We start from the raw sequence: 19,249 nt of genomic DNA, 5'->3' as shown, positions 1-19,249 counted from the left end.
ATGTCATATAGCTACCGTAAGGTAGGCGCTGCTGATAACTCAAGTGACCTTAAAGCATTACTTAATGTTTTAAGGTGACTTGAGTTTATTTAAAGCACTTAACAAAATAATTAAATACTTTAACGGAGTGAACAATGAAATTATCTGACTTATTTAAAGTTAGTTTGATTGCAACTGCAGTATCTTTAGCGGGTTGTGGTGGTGACTTAGTAGTATCTGAAGGCGACACAACAATAAATGAAGGCGACACAGTTACTAATGTTGTTGAAGGTGGCAGTGGTACAGTAGATGAAAAATCATCGCGTGATGATTCGCAAAATGCAACTACGGGTTTCCCTGCTGATATCGACAATGCACTTGTTCAAGGCTTAGCAACGGATGTATCAAGTGAATTTCCAGCAATAACAGATAAACCAGTGTATCGCTTAAGTGCTGATACAACATTGATTGCTGATGTTTCACTAACTAATGATGCACATTGGATTGTGAGTGGTCGTACTGCTGTGGGTAATGATCGCGCAGATAGTACAACGCTTTATATTCAGCAAGGTACAACGATTATTGGTGAGTCAGGGGATGACTTTTTAGTTGTGCGTCGTGGTTCACAAATTGAATCTGTCGGCACTGCAAGCCAGCCAATTACGATGACATCAATTCAAGATGTTACGGGTAGCGAGACAGCAATTGGCCAATGGGGTGGTTTGGTATTACTTGGTAATGCACCTGCAAACTCATGTGGAGACCAACAAGGTGAAGCAACAGCAGACGAACTTGCTAACTGTGGCGTGTCAGCTGAAGGTGATGCAGGTCAGTTCGGTGGAAATATCAGTGATGATAATTCAGGTACTCTAAAATATGTACTTGTTAAGCAAGCAGGTAAAACGCTTGGTAATGGTGATGAGTTAAATGGTATTACATTTGCCGGTGTTGGCTCTGCAACTACGGTTGATTATATCCAGGTTCATGAAAACCTTGATGACGGTATCGAGTTTTTTGGTGGTACGGTTAATGTAAGTAATGTAGTGCTGACTAACATTGGTGATGATTCACTTGATTGGTCTTTTGGTTGGACGGGTTCGGCTACTAATGTTTACATTCAACAAGCGGCTAACGTAGGCGATAACGCTATTGAAGCTGATAACTCTGAGTTTGATTCAAGCGCCACGCCATTAACACTGCCTACTATATCTAACGTAACAATCGTCGGTGCAGAAGGTAATAATGGTATTCGTCTACGCGCTGGTACTGCGGGCGCTCTTAAAAATGTATTTGTAACGGGCCCTGCTACTTACGAAAACTGTTTACGTGTAGGGTCTGATTCAGTTCCTCGCGCTGAAGATGGCACACTAACGATTGTAAACTCTATTGTGGCGTGTCAAACAACGGCAAATAATTTTGGTAGTGAAGTAATTAACGGTGGCGATGTACAATCTTGGTTTGAAGGACAAGATGGTAACCAAGTACTTACGCCTGCAGAGCTTATGCTTGCTGATGACGGTTACACGCCACTTGCTGGTTCACCGCTTATCGCAAATGGTCAAATTGGTGCTTTTGATGGTTCAACTAACTGGATGGAAGGTTGGACTGTCGGTATTAATGGCGGCTTCCCTACTGATATTGATAACGCGCTTGCACAAGGCTTAGCATCAGATGTTTCTAGTGAATTTCCAGCAATTACAGATAAACCAGTATACCGTTTAACTGAAGATACAACGTTCACGGCAGATGTAACGCTTACTAACGATGCACATTGGATTTTAAATGGTCGTACTGCAGTTGGTAATGACCGTGCAGATGCAACTATATTATATGTTCAAGCGGGTACAACGCTAATTGGTGAAACAGGTGATGACTTTTTAGTTGTACGTCGTGGTTCACAAATTAATGCCAATGGTAATGCAACCGCGCCAATCACTATGACATCTATTCAAGATGTAACAGGCGCTGAAACAACGATTGGTCAATGGGGCGGCTTAGTATTATTAGGTAATGCACCCGCTAACTCGTGTGGCGATCAAACCGGTGAAACGACAGCTGAAGAATTAGCTAACTGTGGTGTATCAGCTGAGGGTGACGCTGGTCAGTTTGGTGGTGATATTATCGATGATAACTCAGGTGTTCTTCGTTATATTGTTGTTAAACATGCAGGTAAAACGCTGGGTAATGGCGATGAACTTAACGGTATCTCATTTGCAGGTGTTGGTTCACAAACGAAAGTTGAATACATTCAAATTCACCAAAACCTAGATGATGGTGTTGAGTTTTTTGGTGGCACAGTTAATGTTCGTAACATTGTACTAACTGATATTGGCGACGATGCATTCGATTGGTCATTTGGTTGGTCGGGTCGTGCACAAAATATCTATATTCAACAAAGTTCAGTTGAGGGTGATAACGCAATAGAAGCTGATAACTCAGAATTCGATTCAAATGCGACACCATTGACTAAACCGCTTATTTCTAACGTAACAATTGTAGGTGCTGATGGTACTAACGGTGTTCGTTTACGTGCAGGTACAGCGGGCGTTCTACGAAATGTTGTTATAACGGGCCCTGAAGGTTACTCAAACTGTTTACGTGTAGGCTCAGACTCTGCTGCTAATGCAGAATCGGGTGAGTTGTCTATCGAAAACTCAGCTGTTGCATGTAGTGAAGATAATAACTTTGGTTCACAAGCAATTGGTAGTGGCAATGTGCAGTCTTGGTTTGAAGGTCAAACGGGTAACTTAACGCTTACGGCTTCAGCACTTAATTTAGCGACAGACGGCTTTACACCAAAATCGGGTTCACCTTTATTAGGTGCTGGTGGGGATTCATCTGAGCTTGACTCGTTCTTTACCAAAACAGATTACATCGGCGCATTCGATGGCGATAATAATTGGATGGATGGTTGGACAGTTGCTATTACACCAAGCTTTCCTGACGATATAGCTAATGCATTAGCACAAGGACTTGCAACAGATGTTTCTGCTAGCTTCCCTACAATTACAGACAAACCTGTATATCAATTAACCTCTGATGTTGTATTTACATCTGATGTAACACTGACTAACGATGCGCATTGGATTTTAAAAGGACGTACAGCCGTTGGTAATGACCGGGCTGACAACACAACACTTTATGTTCAGTTTGGTACAACGTTAATTGGTGAGTCGGGTGATGACTTCTTAGTTGTTCGCCGTGGTTCTAAAATTGAAGCGGTAGGCAGTGTAAATCAACCAATTACTATGACGTCAATCCAGGATATGACGGGCGGCGAAACTACGATTGGTCAATGGGGCGGTTTAGTATTATTGGGTAATGCACCTGCTAACTCATGTGGCGACCAACAAGGTGAAGCTACCGCAGATGAACTTGCAAACTGTGGTGTGTCTGCTGAAGGTGACGCAGGCCAGTTCGGTGGTAATGACCCTGAAGATAATTCAGGTACGCTAAAGTATGTTGCAGTTAAGCAAGCGGGTAAAACGCTGGGTAATGGCGATGAACTTAACGGTATTACACTTGCGGGTGTTGGTCGTCAGACTGAACTAGATTACATTCACGTTCATGAAAATCTAGACGATGGTGTTGAATTTTTTGGTGGTACTGCAAATATTAGTCACCTTGTTTTAACAAGCATAGGCGATGATTCACTTGATTGGTCATTCGGTTGGACGGGTAAAGCGCAATATGTACTGATTAAACAATCAGACTCTGAGGGCGACAATGCAATTGAAGCTGATAACTCTGAGTTTGATTCAAGTGCAACGCCACTAACAATGCCAACTATCTCTAATGTAACAATTATTGGTAATGTGGGTGTAAATGGTATCCGCTTACGTGCAGGTACTGCGGGTATGCTTAAAAACGTAGTGGTTACAGGCGGGGCAGACTATTCAAACTGTTTACGAGTAGGCTCTGATTCAGCGCCGCGAGCAGAGGACGGTACATTAACTGTTACTCACTCAGTTGTTGCGTGTGAAACCGCTAACAACTTTGGTACACAAGCAATTGGTACAGGTAATGTTGAATCTTGGTTCTTAGGACAAACAGGCAATTCAGTTCAAGTAGCCGCTGACCTTGGGCTAGCAGATAATGGCTATATGCCAACTGCTGAGTCGTTATTACTTGGTAATGGCTTTGATTCATCAAGCTTAGATAGTTACTTTGATTCTGTAGATTACATTGGTGCGATGGATGCACAAACAGACTGGACAGCAGGTTGGGTAAAAGTAGGCCTTTAACCCAAACCACATTATAGCCGAGCGAAAGCTCGGCTAATGTCTTGTTTTGTTTCGGAGTATAAAAATGAAATCTTTTAAACCCTCTACACTTGCTTTATCAAAGTTAAACTACGCTGTAATGGCTGCGTTACTTGGTTTATCAGTAAATACAGCCACGGCTGCTGAGCAGCAAGTAGAAGAGCAAGAAATAGAAGAAGTTGTTGCTGTAGGGCAACGATTAAAGGGCAGTGCGGGTGCTGTACTGCAAGAACGTCAAAACCAAGCGTTTGTTGCTGATATTATGGGTGCAGACCAAATATCACGTACTGGTGATAGCGATGCCGCCTCTGCACTTCGTCGTGTTACTGGTTTAACGTTAGTCGACGGCAAATTTATTTATGTGCGTGGTTTAGGTGAACGCTATTCTAGTACTCAGCTAAATAGCATGTATGTACCAAGTCCTGATCCTACTCGCTCAGTGGTTCCTTTGGATTTATTTCCATCTGAAATTATTGAAAGCTTGAGTGTACAAAAGTCATTTTCACCGGATATGCCAGCGCATTTTGGTGGTGGTAATGTAAATATTCGCACTAAATCAATTCCTTCTGACTTTTTATTAAAAGTACAAGTGGGTACATCGTACAATACTTCTAATAGCGATACCGGTTACTTTTACAGTGGCGGTGATGATGACTGGATGGGTCGAGATGATGGTTCACGAGCATTATCGGATGTGTTTACTACTGCGCTTACCAGTGATGCTGGTCTTGAGGGCAATATAAACACTACGTTAGCTGAGCGTAAAATCCTGATTCAATCGCTTGATTGGGATGTAGGTATTTCAGAAAAGGATGTTGACCCTGCTATGAACTTCTCTATTGCCTTAGGTGATAGATTTGAAAGTGAGGCCGGTACTTTTGGTGTGCTTGCAGCCGTATCTTACGATAACGAATGGGAAGTAGTTCAAGAGCAAAGCGGCTCAAGCCTTGGTAGCTTAGGCTGTGAAGACAAATGTTTTGCCCAGTATTACGATGGTACATCGACTGAGCAAAATGTACGTTGGAGCGGTACATTAAATTTAGGATATGAGTTAAATTCAAACCATAAGTTTGAGCTTACTAATATTGCACTTCATGACATGAGTGACCGCGTACGTAACCGCGATTACTTTGATGCAAATGAAACCGAAGAAGGTGTCACCGAATTACGCCGAGTAGATATTACCTACGAAGAGCGCGAAATGTTTTCGACTCAGCTTAAGGGGACGCACAACTTTCCAGAGCTAAATAATTTATTTTTTGATTGGTATGGCGGTTTAAGTCGAGCAAACCGTAATGCACCAGGTGGTTTAGATGTTGTTTATCAGCAAAACTTAGTTGATGGCGTGCTTGAATCTGAACAACTGCAAGATGTAGCTGCAACAAATATCACCCGTGAGTATCAAGTATTACACGACGATGTTGAAACATTTGGTTGGAATATGGGTATGCCTTTTTATGGTGACGGCTATGAGCTTGAGTTAAAAATAGGCGGCGATTTTTCAGAGAAAAAACGTGATGCAAGTAATGTGAAGTTTGGCATTACGCACCGTGGTATAAGCGATGAGTACTCGTTCGGTTCTAACGTAAGCGATATTTTTGCTGATGAAAACACGGCGAATGACGCTTTTTATGCAAGTGTAACTGGTTCAGGTATTTTTGATGACGGCACCACTGATGGTGATAAGTACAGTGCAGCGCATAAATTAGATGCTTATTATTTTATGGCCGATTACTTCTATCAAAACACTTGGCGTTTTACTGGTGGCGTTCGATGGGAAGATTTTTCGCAAGTCTCAGTCGGTTATGAAGCGCATACTAATTTCTTTGAAAATACACTACAAGAAATCCAAGATGTAGCTATTAATGAAGATAACTTTTTTCCTTCTTTAGCTGTTACGTACATCATGGATGAAGAAATGCAATTTCGCTTAAATTTAAGTGAAACAACCATTCGCCCTGATCTACGTGATGTAAGCTCTTCTTTCTTTGTTGACCCGTTAACTGAGTTTCTGGTGAGAGGGTCTCCTAGTTTACAAAGTTCTAATTTAAAAAATGTTGATTTTAGGTTTGAATGGTATATGCCATCAGGTAATAATCTTTCTGTTGCATTATTTTATAAAGACATTGAAAACCCAATTGAAATGGTTGAGCTTGCGGGCGTAGGGGGAGCATCTCCACAGTTATTAACAGCAAATGCTCAGTCGGGTAAATTGTCGGGTATTGAAGTTGATTTTTTAACTGACTTTGGCTTTATAAATAAAGATTGGTCTTCAGCATTTTTGTCAGGCAACGTTACGCTATCTGACTCAAGTGTTAATTTGGGGATTAATGATTCAGACGGTGTTGACTCACTGTTTGAAACACAGCTTAAAGAAGCCCTTGAGGCCGATACGGTATCGAATATTGTAACTAACAATGAGCGTCGTTTAGTTGGTCATTCTGAGTGGGTTGCAAACTTACAAATGGGCTATGACTCGGATGATGGATTTCACTCTACTTCATTAATTTATAATGTGTTTGGTCCTCGTATAATTGTACCTGGTACACGTGGTAATGAAGATGCAGAAGAAAAGTCCTTTCACTCAGTTGATTTAGTCTATTCTTACTTCCCTAACTTTAACTCCAAAGTTAATTTTAAGGTTAAGAACATGCTTGGCCAAGAAAAAGAAATTGAACAAGAAGGTCTTACCCTTTGGGGACAAGACACCGGCACTGAGTTTAGTTTAAGTTATAGCTATGAGTTTTAAGCTTTATTTAAAATAAAACTCAAGGAATGAAAGAATAAACTTCACTATCTATTAGCTCTGTATTTTTAATGCAGAGCTTTTTTGCGTTTATGCTCAGTATGAAAAATATTTAAGTTCTGTTTTATTCGCTAGTTTTAGCTTTCAGCCAGTGTTAGTTTAGCGTTAATGAAAATTAAATCTCACGCAATGAATTTAATTTTTAATGTATTAAGGCATCTTTTATGAATCAAACAGTGGAACAAACAATGAAAAAAGTAGGATTAGTCGGTTGGCGTGGCATGGTTGGCTCTGTGTTATTAGAACGTATGCAGCAGCAAAGTGATTTTGCCCATATCGACACCACCTTTTTCACCACCTCACAAGCGGGTCAACTAGGCCCAGATATAGCGGGCGACGCAAAACCATTACTAGATGCAAGTGACATTAGCGAACTTGCTAAAATGGATATTATTGTTACTTGCCAAGGCGGTGACTACACCAATGCGGTATATCCAAAACTTCGAGAGTCGGGTTGGGATGGTTACTGGATTGATGCAGCTTCAGCGCTGCGTATGAGTGAGGACAGCATTATAGTGCTTGATCCCGTAAACAAAGATGTTATTGAACAAGGCTTAGAGCAAGGCGTTAAAACCTTTGTGGGCGGTAACTGTACTGTATCGCTGATGCTACTTGCATTAGGTGGTTTATTTGAGCAAGACCTAATTGAATGGGTAAGCCCAATGACTTACCAAGCGGCGTCGGGCGCTGGTGCACGAAATATGAAAGAGCTTATTGCACAAATGGGCGCTATTCATGCAAGTGTTGCAGATAAACTAGATAACCCAAGCTCTGCTATTTTAGAAATTGATAAAATAGTAAGTGAAACAATGGCGTCTAAAGACTTACCACAAGACCAATTTGGTGTTCCATTAGCGGGCAGTTTAATCCCTTGGATTGACGTACCTATGCCAAGTGGTCAGTCTAAAGAAGAATGGAAAGCACAGGTTGAAGCGAACAAAATTTTAGGTTCTTCAAAGCAACCAGTGCCAATTGATGGTTTATGTGTACGTATTGGCGCTATGCGTTGTCATTCACAAGCGATGACCATTAAATTACGTGAAGATATTAGCGTAGAAAAAATTGAAGAAATTTTAGCGTCTCATAACGAGTGGGTTAAGGTTATTCCTAACGAGCGTGAAATTAGCGCAACAGACTTAACACCCGTTAAAGTAACAGGCACTTTAACAATTCCTGTTGGCCGTATTCGTAAATTAGCGATGGGGCCAAAATACATCAGCGCATTTACAGTAGGCGATCAGCTTTTGTGGGGAGCGGCAGAGCCACTTCGTCGTATGCTACGCATAATTGTTGATGGTGAGTAATACCAATTCGCAATAATACTTAATCAATTTGAGGGGTTAAATCTGACGCTAACTACGTTAAATATTTCTGATATAGAACAACTAAATAACGAAATCTTTGCCTTGTTATCGACACTATTTTTCTTCCCTCAAAATAGATCACTTAATTAAGCGAATTGGTATAATATATAATCAGTATTAACAAAAGGGGTTGGCAATTTGCCAGCCCTTTTTAGTTTAATGGCTTATAAAACCGCTTAAGAGGCTTAAACAATACTTTTTTATGAATGTTCACTGTTGTTTATTATTGAACTTAAGTAAACTGTTTACATTGTGCAACAGCCTATTCAAGTAACATTAATGACCTCTCATATAAATAACTTTGCCAATAAGCGATTAGCATTTGTTAGCTCCTATTTTAGTTCTGCAATTGCTATAAACACGGTTGTTTCTTGTTTTCTTATTTTTAGCAGTATTAACCACAGCGCCTCGCAAGAAAAACTTTACTGGCTTTTTACGTTATCATTTATTTCATTACTTCGAATAGCCAGCCATGTATTTGTTAACAACACCCATGCTTTTAAATATCATCTGTATTTTATAGGTTTATTATTAACGGCTTTAACATGGGCTGCTTTCCCCATTTTGTTTTATGAAAATATGCCAATGCAGGAGAAGTTTGTATCACTCGTTGTTTTTAGCTCCCTTGCTGGTGGCGGTGTAAATGTTTTAGCTTCTGATATTCGTTCCTCCTTGTCGTATATAACCTGTTTACTGGTTCCTTTTAGTATTTTATTACTTTTACAGCCTATTGAAGATGAGAATGTACTAGGTGTTTTAGGGCTCGTTTTATGGTTTATTTTGTGTTTTGTTACCGCTGTACGTTCTGCTAAAGATGTAAAGTCATCAATTAATAATGAACTTAAGTTAGATCAATTTATTGAAAACTTAGAAAACGAAGTGCAACTTCGTACCGAACAAATAATCCTTTTAGAGCAAAAAGATAATTTAACTAAATTGTTTAACAGGGGGAGCTTTGTTTCTAATGTTGAACTTGATTTAGCCAATCAAAATGATGATATTAAAGCCGTTTTATTTTTAGATATGGATGACTTTAAAATCATCAACGATAAATACGGTCACGATTTTGGTGACTTTGTTCTGGCCCAAACAGGTAAACGATTAGTTGAAACACAAACTCAGGGCGATTTTATTGCTTGTCGTTGGGGAGGGGATGAGTTTATTTTTTATTCTCGTAGTAACACCGAAGACGAACTTTTTGACTGTGTTTTTAGATTAGTTAAAACTTTAACGAAAACAGTAAGCATGGATAGCTATCAAGTAAACCCTTCTTTTAAGGTTGGGCTGTATTTTACGCGTGAAAACTTTAATCTTGAAGACGCGATTAAATACGCTGATGTTGCTATGTATGAAGGTAAGAAAAGCCGTAATGAAATATCGGTATTTGACGAGCGAATGCATGAATCGCTTAAAAGAGAAGAAGTACTTCGCAGCTCAATTAAAGAGTGCGTAGAAAAAGGTGACTTTCATCTGTGTTATCAACCTATTGTTGATATAAGTACAAATGAAATAACCACGTTTGAAGTACTACTTCGTTGGCAGTTTAATGATGAATTTATTCCCCCTTCAGAATTTATAGATATTGCAGAGCGATATGGAAAAATTAATATCCTCGGCGAATTTGTACTAGAACAAGCCATTGCGAGTTTAAGTAAGTTAAACGCTGTGAATAGTAAGATTGGATTGTCGATTAATGTGTCGGTGTTGCAACTAGAAAACCATAACTTTTTAGATTTTTTAGTTGCGCTTTTAAATAGATACGCAGTTAAACCATACAATGTGCATTTAGAAATAACAGAAACAGTCATGATCAAAAATTTACCGTATTTGTCAAAAGTGATTACGGCCATAAAAAATACCGGTGTGCGTATCTCTATTGATGATTTTGGTACTGGGTTTTCTTCTATATCGGTTTTAAAGGAGCTGTCAGTTGATTACATTAAAATAGACAAATCTTATATTGATAACATTTGTGAATGCTCAAAAGATAAAAGTATTGTATCTGCGGTAACTAACATGTCGCATATGATTGGATGCCAAGTAATAGCGGAGGGCGTAGAAAACCCCGCTCAGCTAACGTTATTACAAAGCTTACAAATTGATAAGTATCAAGGTTTTATATTCAGTAAACCAGTTAGATTTGCCGATGCGCTTAAACTTATTAGTTAGAGCGCTGACTTTTCAGGCACAAAGTTTGTTTTATCTAGGTTCGATTTAAGCGTGCCGTGCGTTTCTGGCTCGCTGCGAGCGGTAACTTCTTTTGTGTTATTCTATTAGCTTACATTCATATGAAAATAACTTAAAACGGAGCAATCCGCCTCGTTTTTTTTATGCTATTTGCCTAAAGATGCTGCCGAAAATTCAACCTAAAAAGATAGGTAGGCCTTAGTAATAATGAACTTTTATTGACTTAATTCGCTTATATGAACTACCTGATTACGCCCTCCATTTTTAGCATGATAGAGTGCTTTATCTGCCTCATTTATTGCGCTTTCAATTGCGGTTTTATTGCATTTAATATTTATTACACCAAAACTTGCCGTAACATTAATTACTTTATCATTAAAATGAATCGGACTACTGGCGAGTGCGTTTCTTAGTTTTTCGGGGAATGCTTTAGCTGTAGGCTCGTCGTTACGTGCTATTAATAAGGTAAATTCTTCGCCACCAATTCGGCCAAACAAATCATCTGGATTTATGCAGTCTTGCATTATTTTCGCCGCTTCTACTAACACCACATCACCTCCTGCATGTCCAAACTCATCGTTTATTTTTTTAAATTTATCTATATCCCAATAAATTAAGCTTACGTACTTATAATTATTAAGTTTATCTTTTAGTTGCTCTTGGCTTTTATTATAAAACCCACGCCTATTTAAGCAGCCCGTAAGTACATCAGTCATTGCAAGATGGTTCATTTTTTCGGCTAAATCAGACGCCATTATGAATATCATAAATACGGCCATGCCGACATGAGCAGCAGGGACAGTCATAAAATTAATTAATGTATATAGCGCTATATATTCTTCATTCACTTGGCTGCCTTGCAGTAATGCTATGCTTGCTGCAACAAATAAAAGTAATCCACATAGCGAATAAGTGATACTAGCGCCTATTTCAGCAGGGAGTGATTTTTGCTTATGCCTGAAAATAATAACCGCACTTAGTATCAGTAAGATCACATCGTAATACACATACAACGACATAAATAAGCCAACATGCACATTTATGGCTGTAAAATAATAAACAGCAGCAAGAGTTACTATTGCCGAGATGATTAAATAGCGAATTTTTATACTCGAATTTACCCTAATGCAATGCCCCCATGTACCAAGTAGCACAGAGCCTACTGAGAAGCTGCTTCCTAACATCCAATATAGTGTATGAGAGTCAAATAATGGTTCTGCTAATATTGTTGCCCATTGGCATGCAGAGAGTGCGAATGCGATTGTCCAAAGCATGGCATATTGCTTTTTACCTAACGTAAACCACGACATTAAAAATATGACAGACCAAATAACACTGGTTAAAAAGAGGGTAACTAATATATAAAAAACAGGGTTCATGTATTTTTATTCTTGTTTGCGTTAATTTTACTTTAGTAGATGAAAGCGGTTTATTCGAATCAATGCAGGTTATTAGTTGGCAAAATTATAGATAGATAAGCATGGGAATCACTTCATTAAGCGGTGTATTTGAATAGTGGTATATCCTTTGCTGTAGTGATTGTAGTTTAAAGTTTTAAGCTTATATGGCTTTGCTCTATTTGTAATTTTATACCTAACAGGTACTTAAGTTACAAATATTAGTAATTTTTACACGTTTATTTATGTACTTAATTAAAAAGTTTAACTAATTAGAGCCTGTTTATCTTTCGAGATTAAATGTGCAGCCGTACATTTGGTTTTTAGGCAAGGTTGAGTCTATGTTGTGTGGTTGTTCTTCATAAATAGGCGATAACGCAGCATTAATGCCAAACATACGCAGCCCTACATAGAACAGAGTTTAATCCTTAAAGGTCAATAGGCCCTCGTTTTTAGCAAAGGAAGTTAGAATGCATTTTTCATCTACAACATTTCACGCCAAATATTTTAAAGGTGTAATAGCGCTGATTGTATTGCTTATAATAACGCGAATAGCCGCGCCTTATGTAGTTCAGTATTACGTAAATTATCAGTTAAAGCATACGCAAGGTGTTACGGGACATGTTGGTGATGTAGATTTGTTTTTATATCGCGGTGCCTACGCGATTGACAACGTTGAAATTTACGCTGTTGATGCAACTTCAGCTCCTAAGCCTTTACTGAGTATTCAAACTCTCGATTTTTCACTCGCGTGGTCAGCCCTTTTAAAAGGGAATTTAGTCACAAATATGGCTTTTACGCGTCCTGAGATAGTTATTTACGATAAAGACCCCAATGCTTCTGAGCAAAATCAACAAGTAAAAGATGAAACTACCTGGGTAGGGCTCGCCAATAACTTAGTACTGTTTTCTATTGATACCTTAACAATTGAGCAAGGCAAGTTAACCTTAGTTAATTCAACTAACAGTGGTGAAAACCCCACTTTTATATCAAATATCAATGCCGAAATTAAAAATATAACGAATGCGCAAAACCTATCAAAAACACTTGTGACTACTCTAAACGTAGAGGGAGCATTAATGGGCGAGGCAGCTTTGAAGCTTAATGGCAAATTAGACCCTTTTAGCAAGCAGGCTAATTTTGATTTTAACGCAGAGGTACAGCGCTTTTCAGTTAAAAATTTAGACACTGTATTTAAAGTGTATACACCGTTTGATATTGAAGCGGGAGGCATTGATGGCGCTATGGAACTTGTGGCTAAAGATAATAACTTAAATGGTTATGTAAAAGCGGGCGTTCAAAACTTGCGTGTTTTTTCGTGGCGCGAAGATATAGAAAAAGATGACGACGGCATATTTACGGCCATATTTGAAGGCAGTGTTGATTTACTGGGCTCTATCCTCGAAAACAATGAGTCTAAACTTGTTGCTGCACGCATTCCTATAGAAGGGCAATTAGACAACGCGGATGTTTCGACTTTCCAAGCAGTTACTTCGGTTTTAAAAAATGCTTTTTTTGATGCGTTTAAGATGAAAGTAGATAACGTTATTTCTTTTGAAGATACGAATAACAAACCTGATAACAATGGGAATTAAAGCACTTTGGGAATGCATGTTTGAGTTAAATGTTTAAGCTGCACCCACTTTTAAACTTTAAGTGGGTGCTTTAGTACTCTTATCAGATTAGTTTTTGCGGTTACTCAATAGCTCTTTAAGCTCAGCAATTTGGGATTTTAGTTCGTTTACTTGCCCTTGCGTTGCAGGTAATGAGCTGTCGTCTGCGAGCTCTTCTCGCGCTTTGCGGTGCTCCTCACTCATAACTTCTAAAATGGCACCTACCATCATATTTAAAAATACAAATGCGGTTAAAAATATAAACGTAAGGTAGTAAATCCAGCTTAATTCGTACACCGCCATTGTTTCGTACATTATGTCGGTCCAATCTTCAAATGTTGCCACCCTAAACAAGGTAAGCATTGAGATTGAGACGTCTTGCCAAAGTACGGGGTTTATTTCCGCAAACATCATGCTGCCCATTGCAGCGTATATATAAAAAATAACAAACATTAATAGGGCTATATAACCCATTTGCGGAATGGCTTTAAGCAATGAGTTAACTAATAAGCGCAGCTCTGGGATCATCGATACCAATCGCAGCACTCTAAATATACGCAGTAAACGAGCAATTAACATAGTAGATCCAGCAGCAGGATATAAACTGCCCAATACTATGATGGTGTCGAATATATTCCATCCTTTAGAAAAAAAGTGTTTTATGCCTTTACTTGCAATAAAGCGGATTACTAGCTCAATTAAAAAGAATGCGGTAATGCCAACGTCCATCCAATTTAGAGCAAGCTCTACGGTAGGATGTAGTGAGTAAGTGTGCGCACCGACTGTCAGGGCAGAAACAATAATTACAGCTATAACAAATGATTGAAATATCTTGCTTTTGTCTATACGCTGAAACAACTTTTGTAACTGCGACATCATAGAAATAGATCCTTTGGAGATTAAGATTTTATGGCGCTAATATACAATAATATTGTAATAATTTAACGCTTTTTCGATATAGAAAGTGTAAGGAAATTTAATGTTTATCAATAAACTAAAAAGTAGCGCATTACTTATTGTTGGATTATGTGTTTTAGCTGGTTGCAGCTCTGACGCGCGTTTTCATGAAGTTCAATCGGCGCGCCTTGATGAATGTAACTATAAAGCCGACAAAGAATATTACGAATGCCTAGATAAACAAGACTCTAACTACGAAGAGTTTAAAAAACAGCAACAAGCAGAAACTAAATAAGTAACCTTTATATTTATGACTAAAACTCAAAAGCAGCGCGATAAGCACATTCGACTAGCACTTACTAATGCATGCGAGGCAATAAAAGAAAGCGTAATTGGTTTTGATTATTTAACGCATACCATTGATTTAAATAACGAGGCCAATACGTTAAAAGTACAGTGCTATTTTAATGATGATATAGCCCTTGAAAGTGCAAAACCGCAACTTAACGAATTAACAGATATAATACTCAAAGAGCTTACGGGTATTAAGTTGAACGCAAAACCAGCACATATTTCATTTTCCGCCAATTAATAGAGCTTTTGTTGGTTTGATAGCACATGGACGTTATAATTAGATAAATTATTTTTAGGGTTTCAATTATGGCTGTTCCTACGCGTTCGCAAATTTCACCAGGTACCACAGTAAATATTGTATTAAAAGAAGATCAACGCAGCGGCACATTAACTGAGGGTGTTGTTGAGCGCCTTTTAACAAAATCACCAAATCACCCACACGGCATTAAAGTACGTTTAGAAGATGGTCAAGTTGGCCGAGTAAAAGAGATTTTATAATGGCAGCGTTAACAGAACAGGCTTTTTGGGAATTAGTAACAACGCCTGATTTAGGGCTCGATCCGCAAAGTGTGAGCGATAACCTAAAAACTAAACTTAATGATTTAAGCGATCAACACCTTATTGATTTTGATAAGCATTTTGGCATACATATGCGCAAGTGTTTTACCTGGGATTTATTTGGTGCCGCTTTTGTGATGGCTGGATGTAACGACGATTACGGCTTTAGCGAATTTAGATGTTGGTTAATTTCGCGCGGTAAAACAGTTTTCGAAAACGCCTTAGAAAATGCTGATTCTATAGCGCAGTGTACACCTGTTTATTACTTAAACGAGCAGCCTTATCCGTACATTGATGAGTACGACTTAATAGCCGGTTTATTATTTGAAGAACGTAACGAAGACGAATTGCCGTTTATCCCATCTGGCAGTGATGAACCCAAAGGTAAACGTTTTAAAGACAAACCTAAGTTTTTAAAGCAAAGCTACCCTTTATTATTTGCAAAGTACTGGCAATAAAATAAATACCAATTCGTATAACTAGTTAAACAATCTAATGAGTTCAATTTACCCTTACAATTAAGCGCATTGGTATAAATCGTTTTGTTGTTTAAGTACGTATTGAGTAAAGTGCTTAACAACAAAATGGTTTGTAATGAGTATCTAGGGCATGTTTACCTTTGGTGGTTGAATTTGTTCAATCCAAGAAGGATTTAATCGCGGCGCGAGATTTGTAACCTAGTGGGCTCGACAACTGCTCCTGCGTTATTCTAATGGCTTACATCCATGTAAGAATAATAAAAACCGAGCAAAGCTTCCGCGTCCTACTCACGCGCTCGCTCCTGTAATACGACTTCTCTCCTTTTATAGTAAATCTCTGTTATAGTTGTTAAAAGTTATAAAAGCTAAGTGATTAGGCATTTTGCTATTATTTAACACGCTGACTCACGAGGATACACCCACGAAATGAAATATTTAACACTCGCTTTATTAACTGTCGCTTTTACAAGTGCAAATGCTTTTTCTGAGCCGAGTAATAAAACACGATTTATACCGTTTTTAAAGTCAAAACTGGGGGCATACGAAGTTGTGTCGACCAATTCAGGGTTATGCGTTAATAGCGATTTGAGTTTGACAGACGAAAGTGATTTAAGTGCAGGTTTTAAACTTGGAGAACAAATTGTATTTGGATCGCTCCACAATGGTACTCGCACTATTAAAAAACCAAACTTTTGTTTTATAACCAGTACGCTTAAATATAAAAGTGATGGCCTTGAAAACGGTTTAAGAATGAGCCGTTGTGAAAACCCTGCAAACGAAAAAACAATCAGTCAAAGTATCAAATTCTTAGCTGATAACACACTAAAATACACATTAAGCGAACCTAGTGTAGAGTGCACATTTAAAAAAGCAGACGAGAGCAAATAAAGCATCTAGTAAGTAGTAAATCATTCGCAGTATATTTTAGGGATATCGCGCCAACGCGTAGTGTACTGCGGCGATAAAAAATCACGGTTCATGTGCCATCGGTCATTTAATTTACTGCTTGCAAGGCTGAGCATCCCTTTTCCGTATCGATTGTTAATTGTATCTAGGCATTGCATAAGCTTTGGATTATCCGGGCTCTTATTAAATAAGTCATTTTGCTGAAACTGTTCTGATATTAGCTCTACCGCGCCCACACCACACTTATAAAATCGGATCCCCGGTTGGTAAATATTATTAAATACCTCAGATACAGCATTAGCCATCACGCAGGTGTCGTTAGTGGGTGAGGGGAACTTATACACAAACGACTTTTTATAATATCTGTTTTCGTGCGCACCACTGGCTGCAAAAATATAAAGCTGGTGAGTAAGCGAGCGTTGCGCTCTTAGTTTATTAGCCACTGTGGTTACATGGTTAATTAGCGCTGTTTTAAGGGCTGTTGGCTCGCATATGCGCTCTCCAAAACTACGGGTTGAATAAATCTCTCGCTTGTCTTGTCGTACATCATCCCAGTTTAAACATGTTATCCCGTTAAGTTCGCTTACTGTACGTTCAACAACCACACTAAATGCACGGCGCATTGCTTTAGGGTTTTGCTGAGCAAGATCCCAAGCGGTGTGTATATTCATTATTTTAAGCTTTTTAGCTAGTCGCCGGCCTATTCCCCACACATCTTCGCAGCTCATTCTTTGTAAAATAGCTTGGCGAGTTTGTTCGCTATTTATTACTGCTACACCATTAAAACCACTGAGCTTTTTAGCAGCGTGGTTAGCGGCTTTTGCTAAAGTAGGGGTCGGGCCAAAACCAACACCCACAGGAAGCTTTGTTTCGCGCCATACTGTGCGCCTTATTGTATGGCCGTATTCATGCCAGTCTTTAATTAATGATGTGTAGCCATTAAAGTGCAAAAACGATTCATCAATACTGTATATGTGTTGTGTATCGCAAAAGCGGCCAATAACATTCATCATCTTGTCGCTTAAATCAGCATAAAGCTCGTAATTACTAGAGCGAATAACAACGTTGTTTTGCTCAAGTAAATGCTTAACTTTAAAGTACGGGCCAAATTTAGGAATATTTAAGCGCCGAGCAATAGGACAAATAGCGCATACACAGCCATCGTTATTGGTAAGTACAACCACGGGTTTGGAGCGAATAGCAGGGTCGAATACTTTTTCGGCACTGGCATAAAATGACACAGCATCAACTAAGGCATACATTTTAGTAACTCTGGGCTTTGCCTGTGCATTCTTATTGATAGCGTTACTACGCCTTCTAGCTGAAACTCGTCTGTAGAGGTTAGTTGTACAGGCTTATGTAAAGAAGAAGCTGAAAGCAGCCGTGCATTGGTTTTATCAAGTAGTTTGCATACAAAAAGACCATTTAAGTTAGCAACAATAACGTCACCATTTTCTGCAGGCTCTGCACGGTCGATAACTAATAAGTCCCCTTCAAAAATTCCGACTTCTTGCATAGAGTTACCCGATGCAATACCAATAAACGTAGCATCTGGATGCTTTATTAAAAGCTCATCAAGGGTTACACCTAGCTCGGTGTAATGCGCTGCGGGGGATTCAAAACCACACACGCCTGCTTCTATATAAATGGGAATGACAAACATAACACAACCTAAAACGCATATACTGTATAAGTGTACAGTATATGCGTTTTGTGTAAGTTATGCCAAGAAATGTATGGCTGATCAATCCATGTTTTTGATCATTTGTTGTGCGGTATCTAAAAAGTCTTTGATTTGTTGAGGGTTTAAGTTTTTACACATTTGATTATTTATTTTTTTCTCTGAGGCTAATAACTTATCAAAAAGAACTTTACCTTGCTCTGTGAGCGACAAAATAAAACAGCGTTTATCGTGCTCACTCGCCTGTTTATTAATTAAATTTAAGCCAATAAGATCTTTAATTAAACGTGCGATTTGCGCTTTGTCGCGCTGTGTTTTAGTAACTATATCGTTAGCCGTACAGTTATTTACGTTCGCGATAATATGTATGCAGCGTACGTGCATAGCATTAATACCAAGTTCGCCTGCGTTAATTGCTTCACGAATTGTGACACGGTAATTTTGCATTAGTTCAAACAGCGTATTTGATAAAGGTGTATTCATAGAACTCTCAATATAGTTGACAAAGTCAATTAATTTGCTATAGTTGATTTTATCAACCAATGGGGCGTTGTGCAATACCTGCTTTTTATAGCAGCCAATTATTATACCAATCTGCTTATATATGGGGTCTATTTAACGTTAAGAAAATTACGCTAGAACTAGGCTAAAATTTTTGTATCTAGTTGTTCTAAATAAAAATTTTTAACAACGTTATAGTGCAATTTAATTCGTTAAATTGATCAAAGATTTATGCAGGTGGTATTAAAGTCTAAGTTTTGTAAAA

15 protein-coding genes are annotated in these 19,249 nt (G+C 38.6%); 10 read left to right on the top strand and 5 right to left on the bottom strand.

The window, feature by feature from the left end; translation table 11 throughout:
• The first annotated feature begins 134 nt into the window (after positions 1–134).
• From I6F42_RS00960 to I6F42_RS00945, 4 genes are all read left to right on the top strand, one after another.
• Positions 135–4,223, top strand: coding sequence for a hypothetical protein (locus I6F42_RS00960; RefSeq protein WP_197150091.1), 4,089 nt, complete (start codon positions 135–137; stop codon positions 4,221–4,223).
• Positions 4,224–4,287: 64 nt separating this feature from the next.
• Entirely contained in the window at positions 4,288–6,990 is a 2,703-nt protein-coding gene (locus tag I6F42_RS00955) for a TonB-dependent receptor domain-containing protein (protein ID WP_197150088.1), read from the top strand.
• A gap of 221 nt (positions 6,991–7,211) precedes the next feature.
• Positions 7,212–8,351, top strand: coding sequence for an aspartate-semialdehyde dehydrogenase (asd, locus tag I6F42_RS00950; RefSeq protein ID WP_033012476.1), 1,140 nt, complete (start codon positions 7,212–7,214; stop codon positions 8,349–8,351).
• A gap of 339 nt (positions 8,352–8,690) precedes the next feature.
• Positions 8,691–10,580: a bifunctional diguanylate cyclase/phosphodiesterase gene (locus I6F42_RS00945; RefSeq protein WP_231616279.1), complete on the top strand. Its 1,890-nt coding sequence runs from the start codon at positions 8,691–8,693 to the stop codon at positions 10,578–10,580.
• A gap of 233 nt (positions 10,581–10,813) precedes the next feature.
• Here I6F42_RS00945 and I6F42_RS00940 read toward each other — a convergent pair whose 3' ends face one another.
• Entirely contained in the window at positions 10,814–11,977 is a 1,164-nt protein-coding gene (locus I6F42_RS00940) for a GGDEF domain-containing protein (protein ID WP_010552923.1), read from the bottom strand.
• Between the two features lie 488 nt (positions 11,978–12,465).
• On the opposite strand from I6F42_RS00940, the gene I6F42_RS00935 reads away from it, so the two are divergent.
• A complete protein-coding gene (locus I6F42_RS00935; RefSeq protein ID WP_197150074.1) occupies positions 12,466–13,590 on the top strand; it encodes a DUF748 domain-containing protein in 1,125 nt (374 codons plus the stop codon).
• Positions 13,591–13,677: 87 nt separating this feature from the next.
• On the opposite strand, the gene I6F42_RS00930 is transcribed toward I6F42_RS00935, so the two are convergent.
• Complete coding sequence (locus tag I6F42_RS00930; protein WP_010552921.1) at positions 13,678–14,487, bottom strand: ion transporter; 810 nt, start codon at positions 14,485–14,487, stop codon at positions 13,678–13,680.
• Positions 14,488–14,587: 100 nt separating this feature from the next.
• Here I6F42_RS00930 and I6F42_RS00925 point away from each other — a divergent pair, with 100 nt between their 5' ends.
• The 5 genes from I6F42_RS00925 to I6F42_RS00905 all read left to right on the top strand — a co-directional run bounded on the left by I6F42_RS00925 (position 14,588) and on the right by I6F42_RS00905 (position 16,784).
• Complete coding sequence (locus I6F42_RS00925; RefSeq protein WP_007583226.1) at positions 14,588–14,800, top strand: hypothetical protein; 213 nt, start codon at positions 14,588–14,590, stop codon at positions 14,798–14,800.
• 15 nt (positions 14,801–14,815) lie between these two features.
• Positions 14,816–15,097: a hypothetical protein gene (locus tag I6F42_RS00920; RefSeq protein ID WP_197150069.1), complete on the top strand. Its 282-nt coding sequence runs from the start codon at positions 14,816–14,818 to the stop codon at positions 15,095–15,097.
• 68 nt (positions 15,098–15,165) lie between these two features.
• Positions 15,166–15,357: a YwbE family protein gene (locus I6F42_RS00915; RefSeq protein ID WP_007583223.1), complete on the top strand. Its 192-nt coding sequence runs from the start codon at positions 15,166–15,168 to the stop codon at positions 15,355–15,357.
• Entirely contained in the window at positions 15,357–15,875 is a 519-nt protein-coding gene (locus I6F42_RS00910) for a DUF4240 domain-containing protein (protein WP_007583221.1), read from the top strand. The genes I6F42_RS00915 and I6F42_RS00910 overlap by 1 nt, the downstream gene beginning before the upstream one ends.
• 447 nt (positions 15,876–16,322) lie before the next feature.
• Positions 16,323–16,784: a hypothetical protein gene (locus I6F42_RS00905; protein WP_010552920.1), complete on the top strand. Its 462-nt coding sequence runs from the start codon at positions 16,323–16,325 to the stop codon at positions 16,782–16,784.
• A 20-nt stretch (positions 16,785–16,804) separates the two neighbouring features.
• Here the strand turns inward: I6F42_RS00905 and I6F42_RS00900 are convergent, their stop codons facing one another.
• The 3 genes from I6F42_RS00900 to I6F42_RS00890 all read right to left on the bottom strand — a co-directional run bounded on the left by I6F42_RS00900 (position 16,805) and on the right by I6F42_RS00890 (position 18,966).
• Positions 16,805–18,064: a Y-family DNA polymerase gene (locus I6F42_RS00900; protein ID WP_197150066.1), complete on the bottom strand. Its 1,260-nt coding sequence runs from the start codon at positions 18,062–18,064 to the stop codon at positions 16,805–16,807.
• Positions 18,052–18,465 carry a S24 family peptidase gene (locus I6F42_RS00895; RefSeq protein WP_197150061.1) on the bottom strand — a complete coding sequence of 138 codons (414 nt, stop codon included), beginning with the start codon at positions 18,463–18,465 and terminating at the stop codon, positions 18,052–18,054. The genes I6F42_RS00900 and I6F42_RS00895 overlap by 13 nt, the downstream gene beginning before the upstream one ends.
• 81 nt (positions 18,466–18,546) lie before the next feature.
• Positions 18,547–18,966 (bottom strand): MarR family winged helix-turn-helix transcriptional regulator, encoded by a 420-nt coding sequence (locus tag I6F42_RS00890; protein ID WP_010552917.1) that lies wholly within the window; start codon positions 18,964–18,966, stop codon positions 18,547–18,549.
• Positions 18,967–19,249 lie beyond the last annotated feature (283 nt).

It is taken from the genome of Pseudoalteromonas sp. SWYJZ12, from assembly GCF_015864395.1.
In the GTDB taxonomy this organism is placed as follows: Bacteria; Pseudomonadota; Gammaproteobacteria; order Enterobacterales; family Alteromonadaceae; genus Pseudoalteromonas; species Pseudoalteromonas arctica.
The sequence above is the reverse complement of the archived record's forward strand: the minus strand, read 5'-3'. Positions and strand labels throughout refer to the sequence as shown.

Bases quoted from the DNA above. Each gene is read 5' to 3' on its own strand.
- I6F42_RS00925 (WP_007583226.1), top strand. From the start codon at position 14,588: ATGTTTATCAATAAACTAAAAAGTAGCGCATTACTTATTGTTGGATTA.
- I6F42_RS00895 (WP_197150061.1), bottom strand. From the start codon at position 18,465: ATGTTTGTCATTCCCATTTATATAGAAGCAGGCGTGTGTGGTTTTGAA.
- I6F42_RS00900 (WP_197150066.1), bottom strand. From the start codon at position 18,064: ATGTATGCCTTAGTTGATGCTGTGTCATTTTATGCCAGTGCCGAAAAA.
- I6F42_RS00920 (WP_197150069.1), top strand. From the start codon at position 14,816: ATGACTAAAACTCAAAAGCAGCGCGATAAGCACATTCGACTAGCACTT.
- I6F42_RS00890 (WP_010552917.1), bottom strand. From the start codon at position 18,966: ATGAATACACCTTTATCAAATACGCTGTTTGAACTAATGCAAAATTAC.
- I6F42_RS00935 (WP_197150074.1), top strand. From the start codon at position 12,466: ATGCATTTTTCATCTACAACATTTCACGCCAAATATTTTAAAGGTGTA.
- I6F42_RS00930 (WP_010552921.1), bottom strand. From the start codon at position 14,487: ATGATGTCGCAGTTACAAAAGTTGTTTCAGCGTATAGACAAAAGCAAG.
- asd (WP_033012476.1), top strand. From the start codon at position 7,212: ATGAATCAAACAGTGGAACAAACAATGAAAAAAGTAGGATTAGTCGGT.
- I6F42_RS00960 (WP_197150091.1), top strand. From the start codon at position 135: ATGAAATTATCTGACTTATTTAAAGTTAGTTTGATTGCAACTGCAGTA.
- I6F42_RS00955 (WP_197150088.1), top strand. From the start codon at position 4,288: ATGAAATCTTTTAAACCCTCTACACTTGCTTTATCAAAGTTAAACTAC.
- I6F42_RS00940 (WP_010552923.1), bottom strand. From the start codon at position 11,977: ATGAACCCTGTTTTTTATATATTAGTTACCCTCTTTTTAACCAGTGTT.
- I6F42_RS00915 (WP_007583223.1), top strand. From the start codon at position 15,166: ATGGCTGTTCCTACGCGTTCGCAAATTTCACCAGGTACCACAGTAAAT.
- I6F42_RS00910 (WP_007583221.1), top strand. From the start codon at position 15,357: ATGGCAGCGTTAACAGAACAGGCTTTTTGGGAATTAGTAACAACGCCT.
- I6F42_RS00905 (WP_010552920.1), top strand. From the start codon at position 16,323: ATGAAATATTTAACACTCGCTTTATTAACTGTCGCTTTTACAAGTGCA.
- I6F42_RS00945 (WP_231616279.1), top strand. From the start codon at position 8,691: ATGACCTCTCATATAAATAACTTTGCCAATAAGCGATTAGCATTTGTT.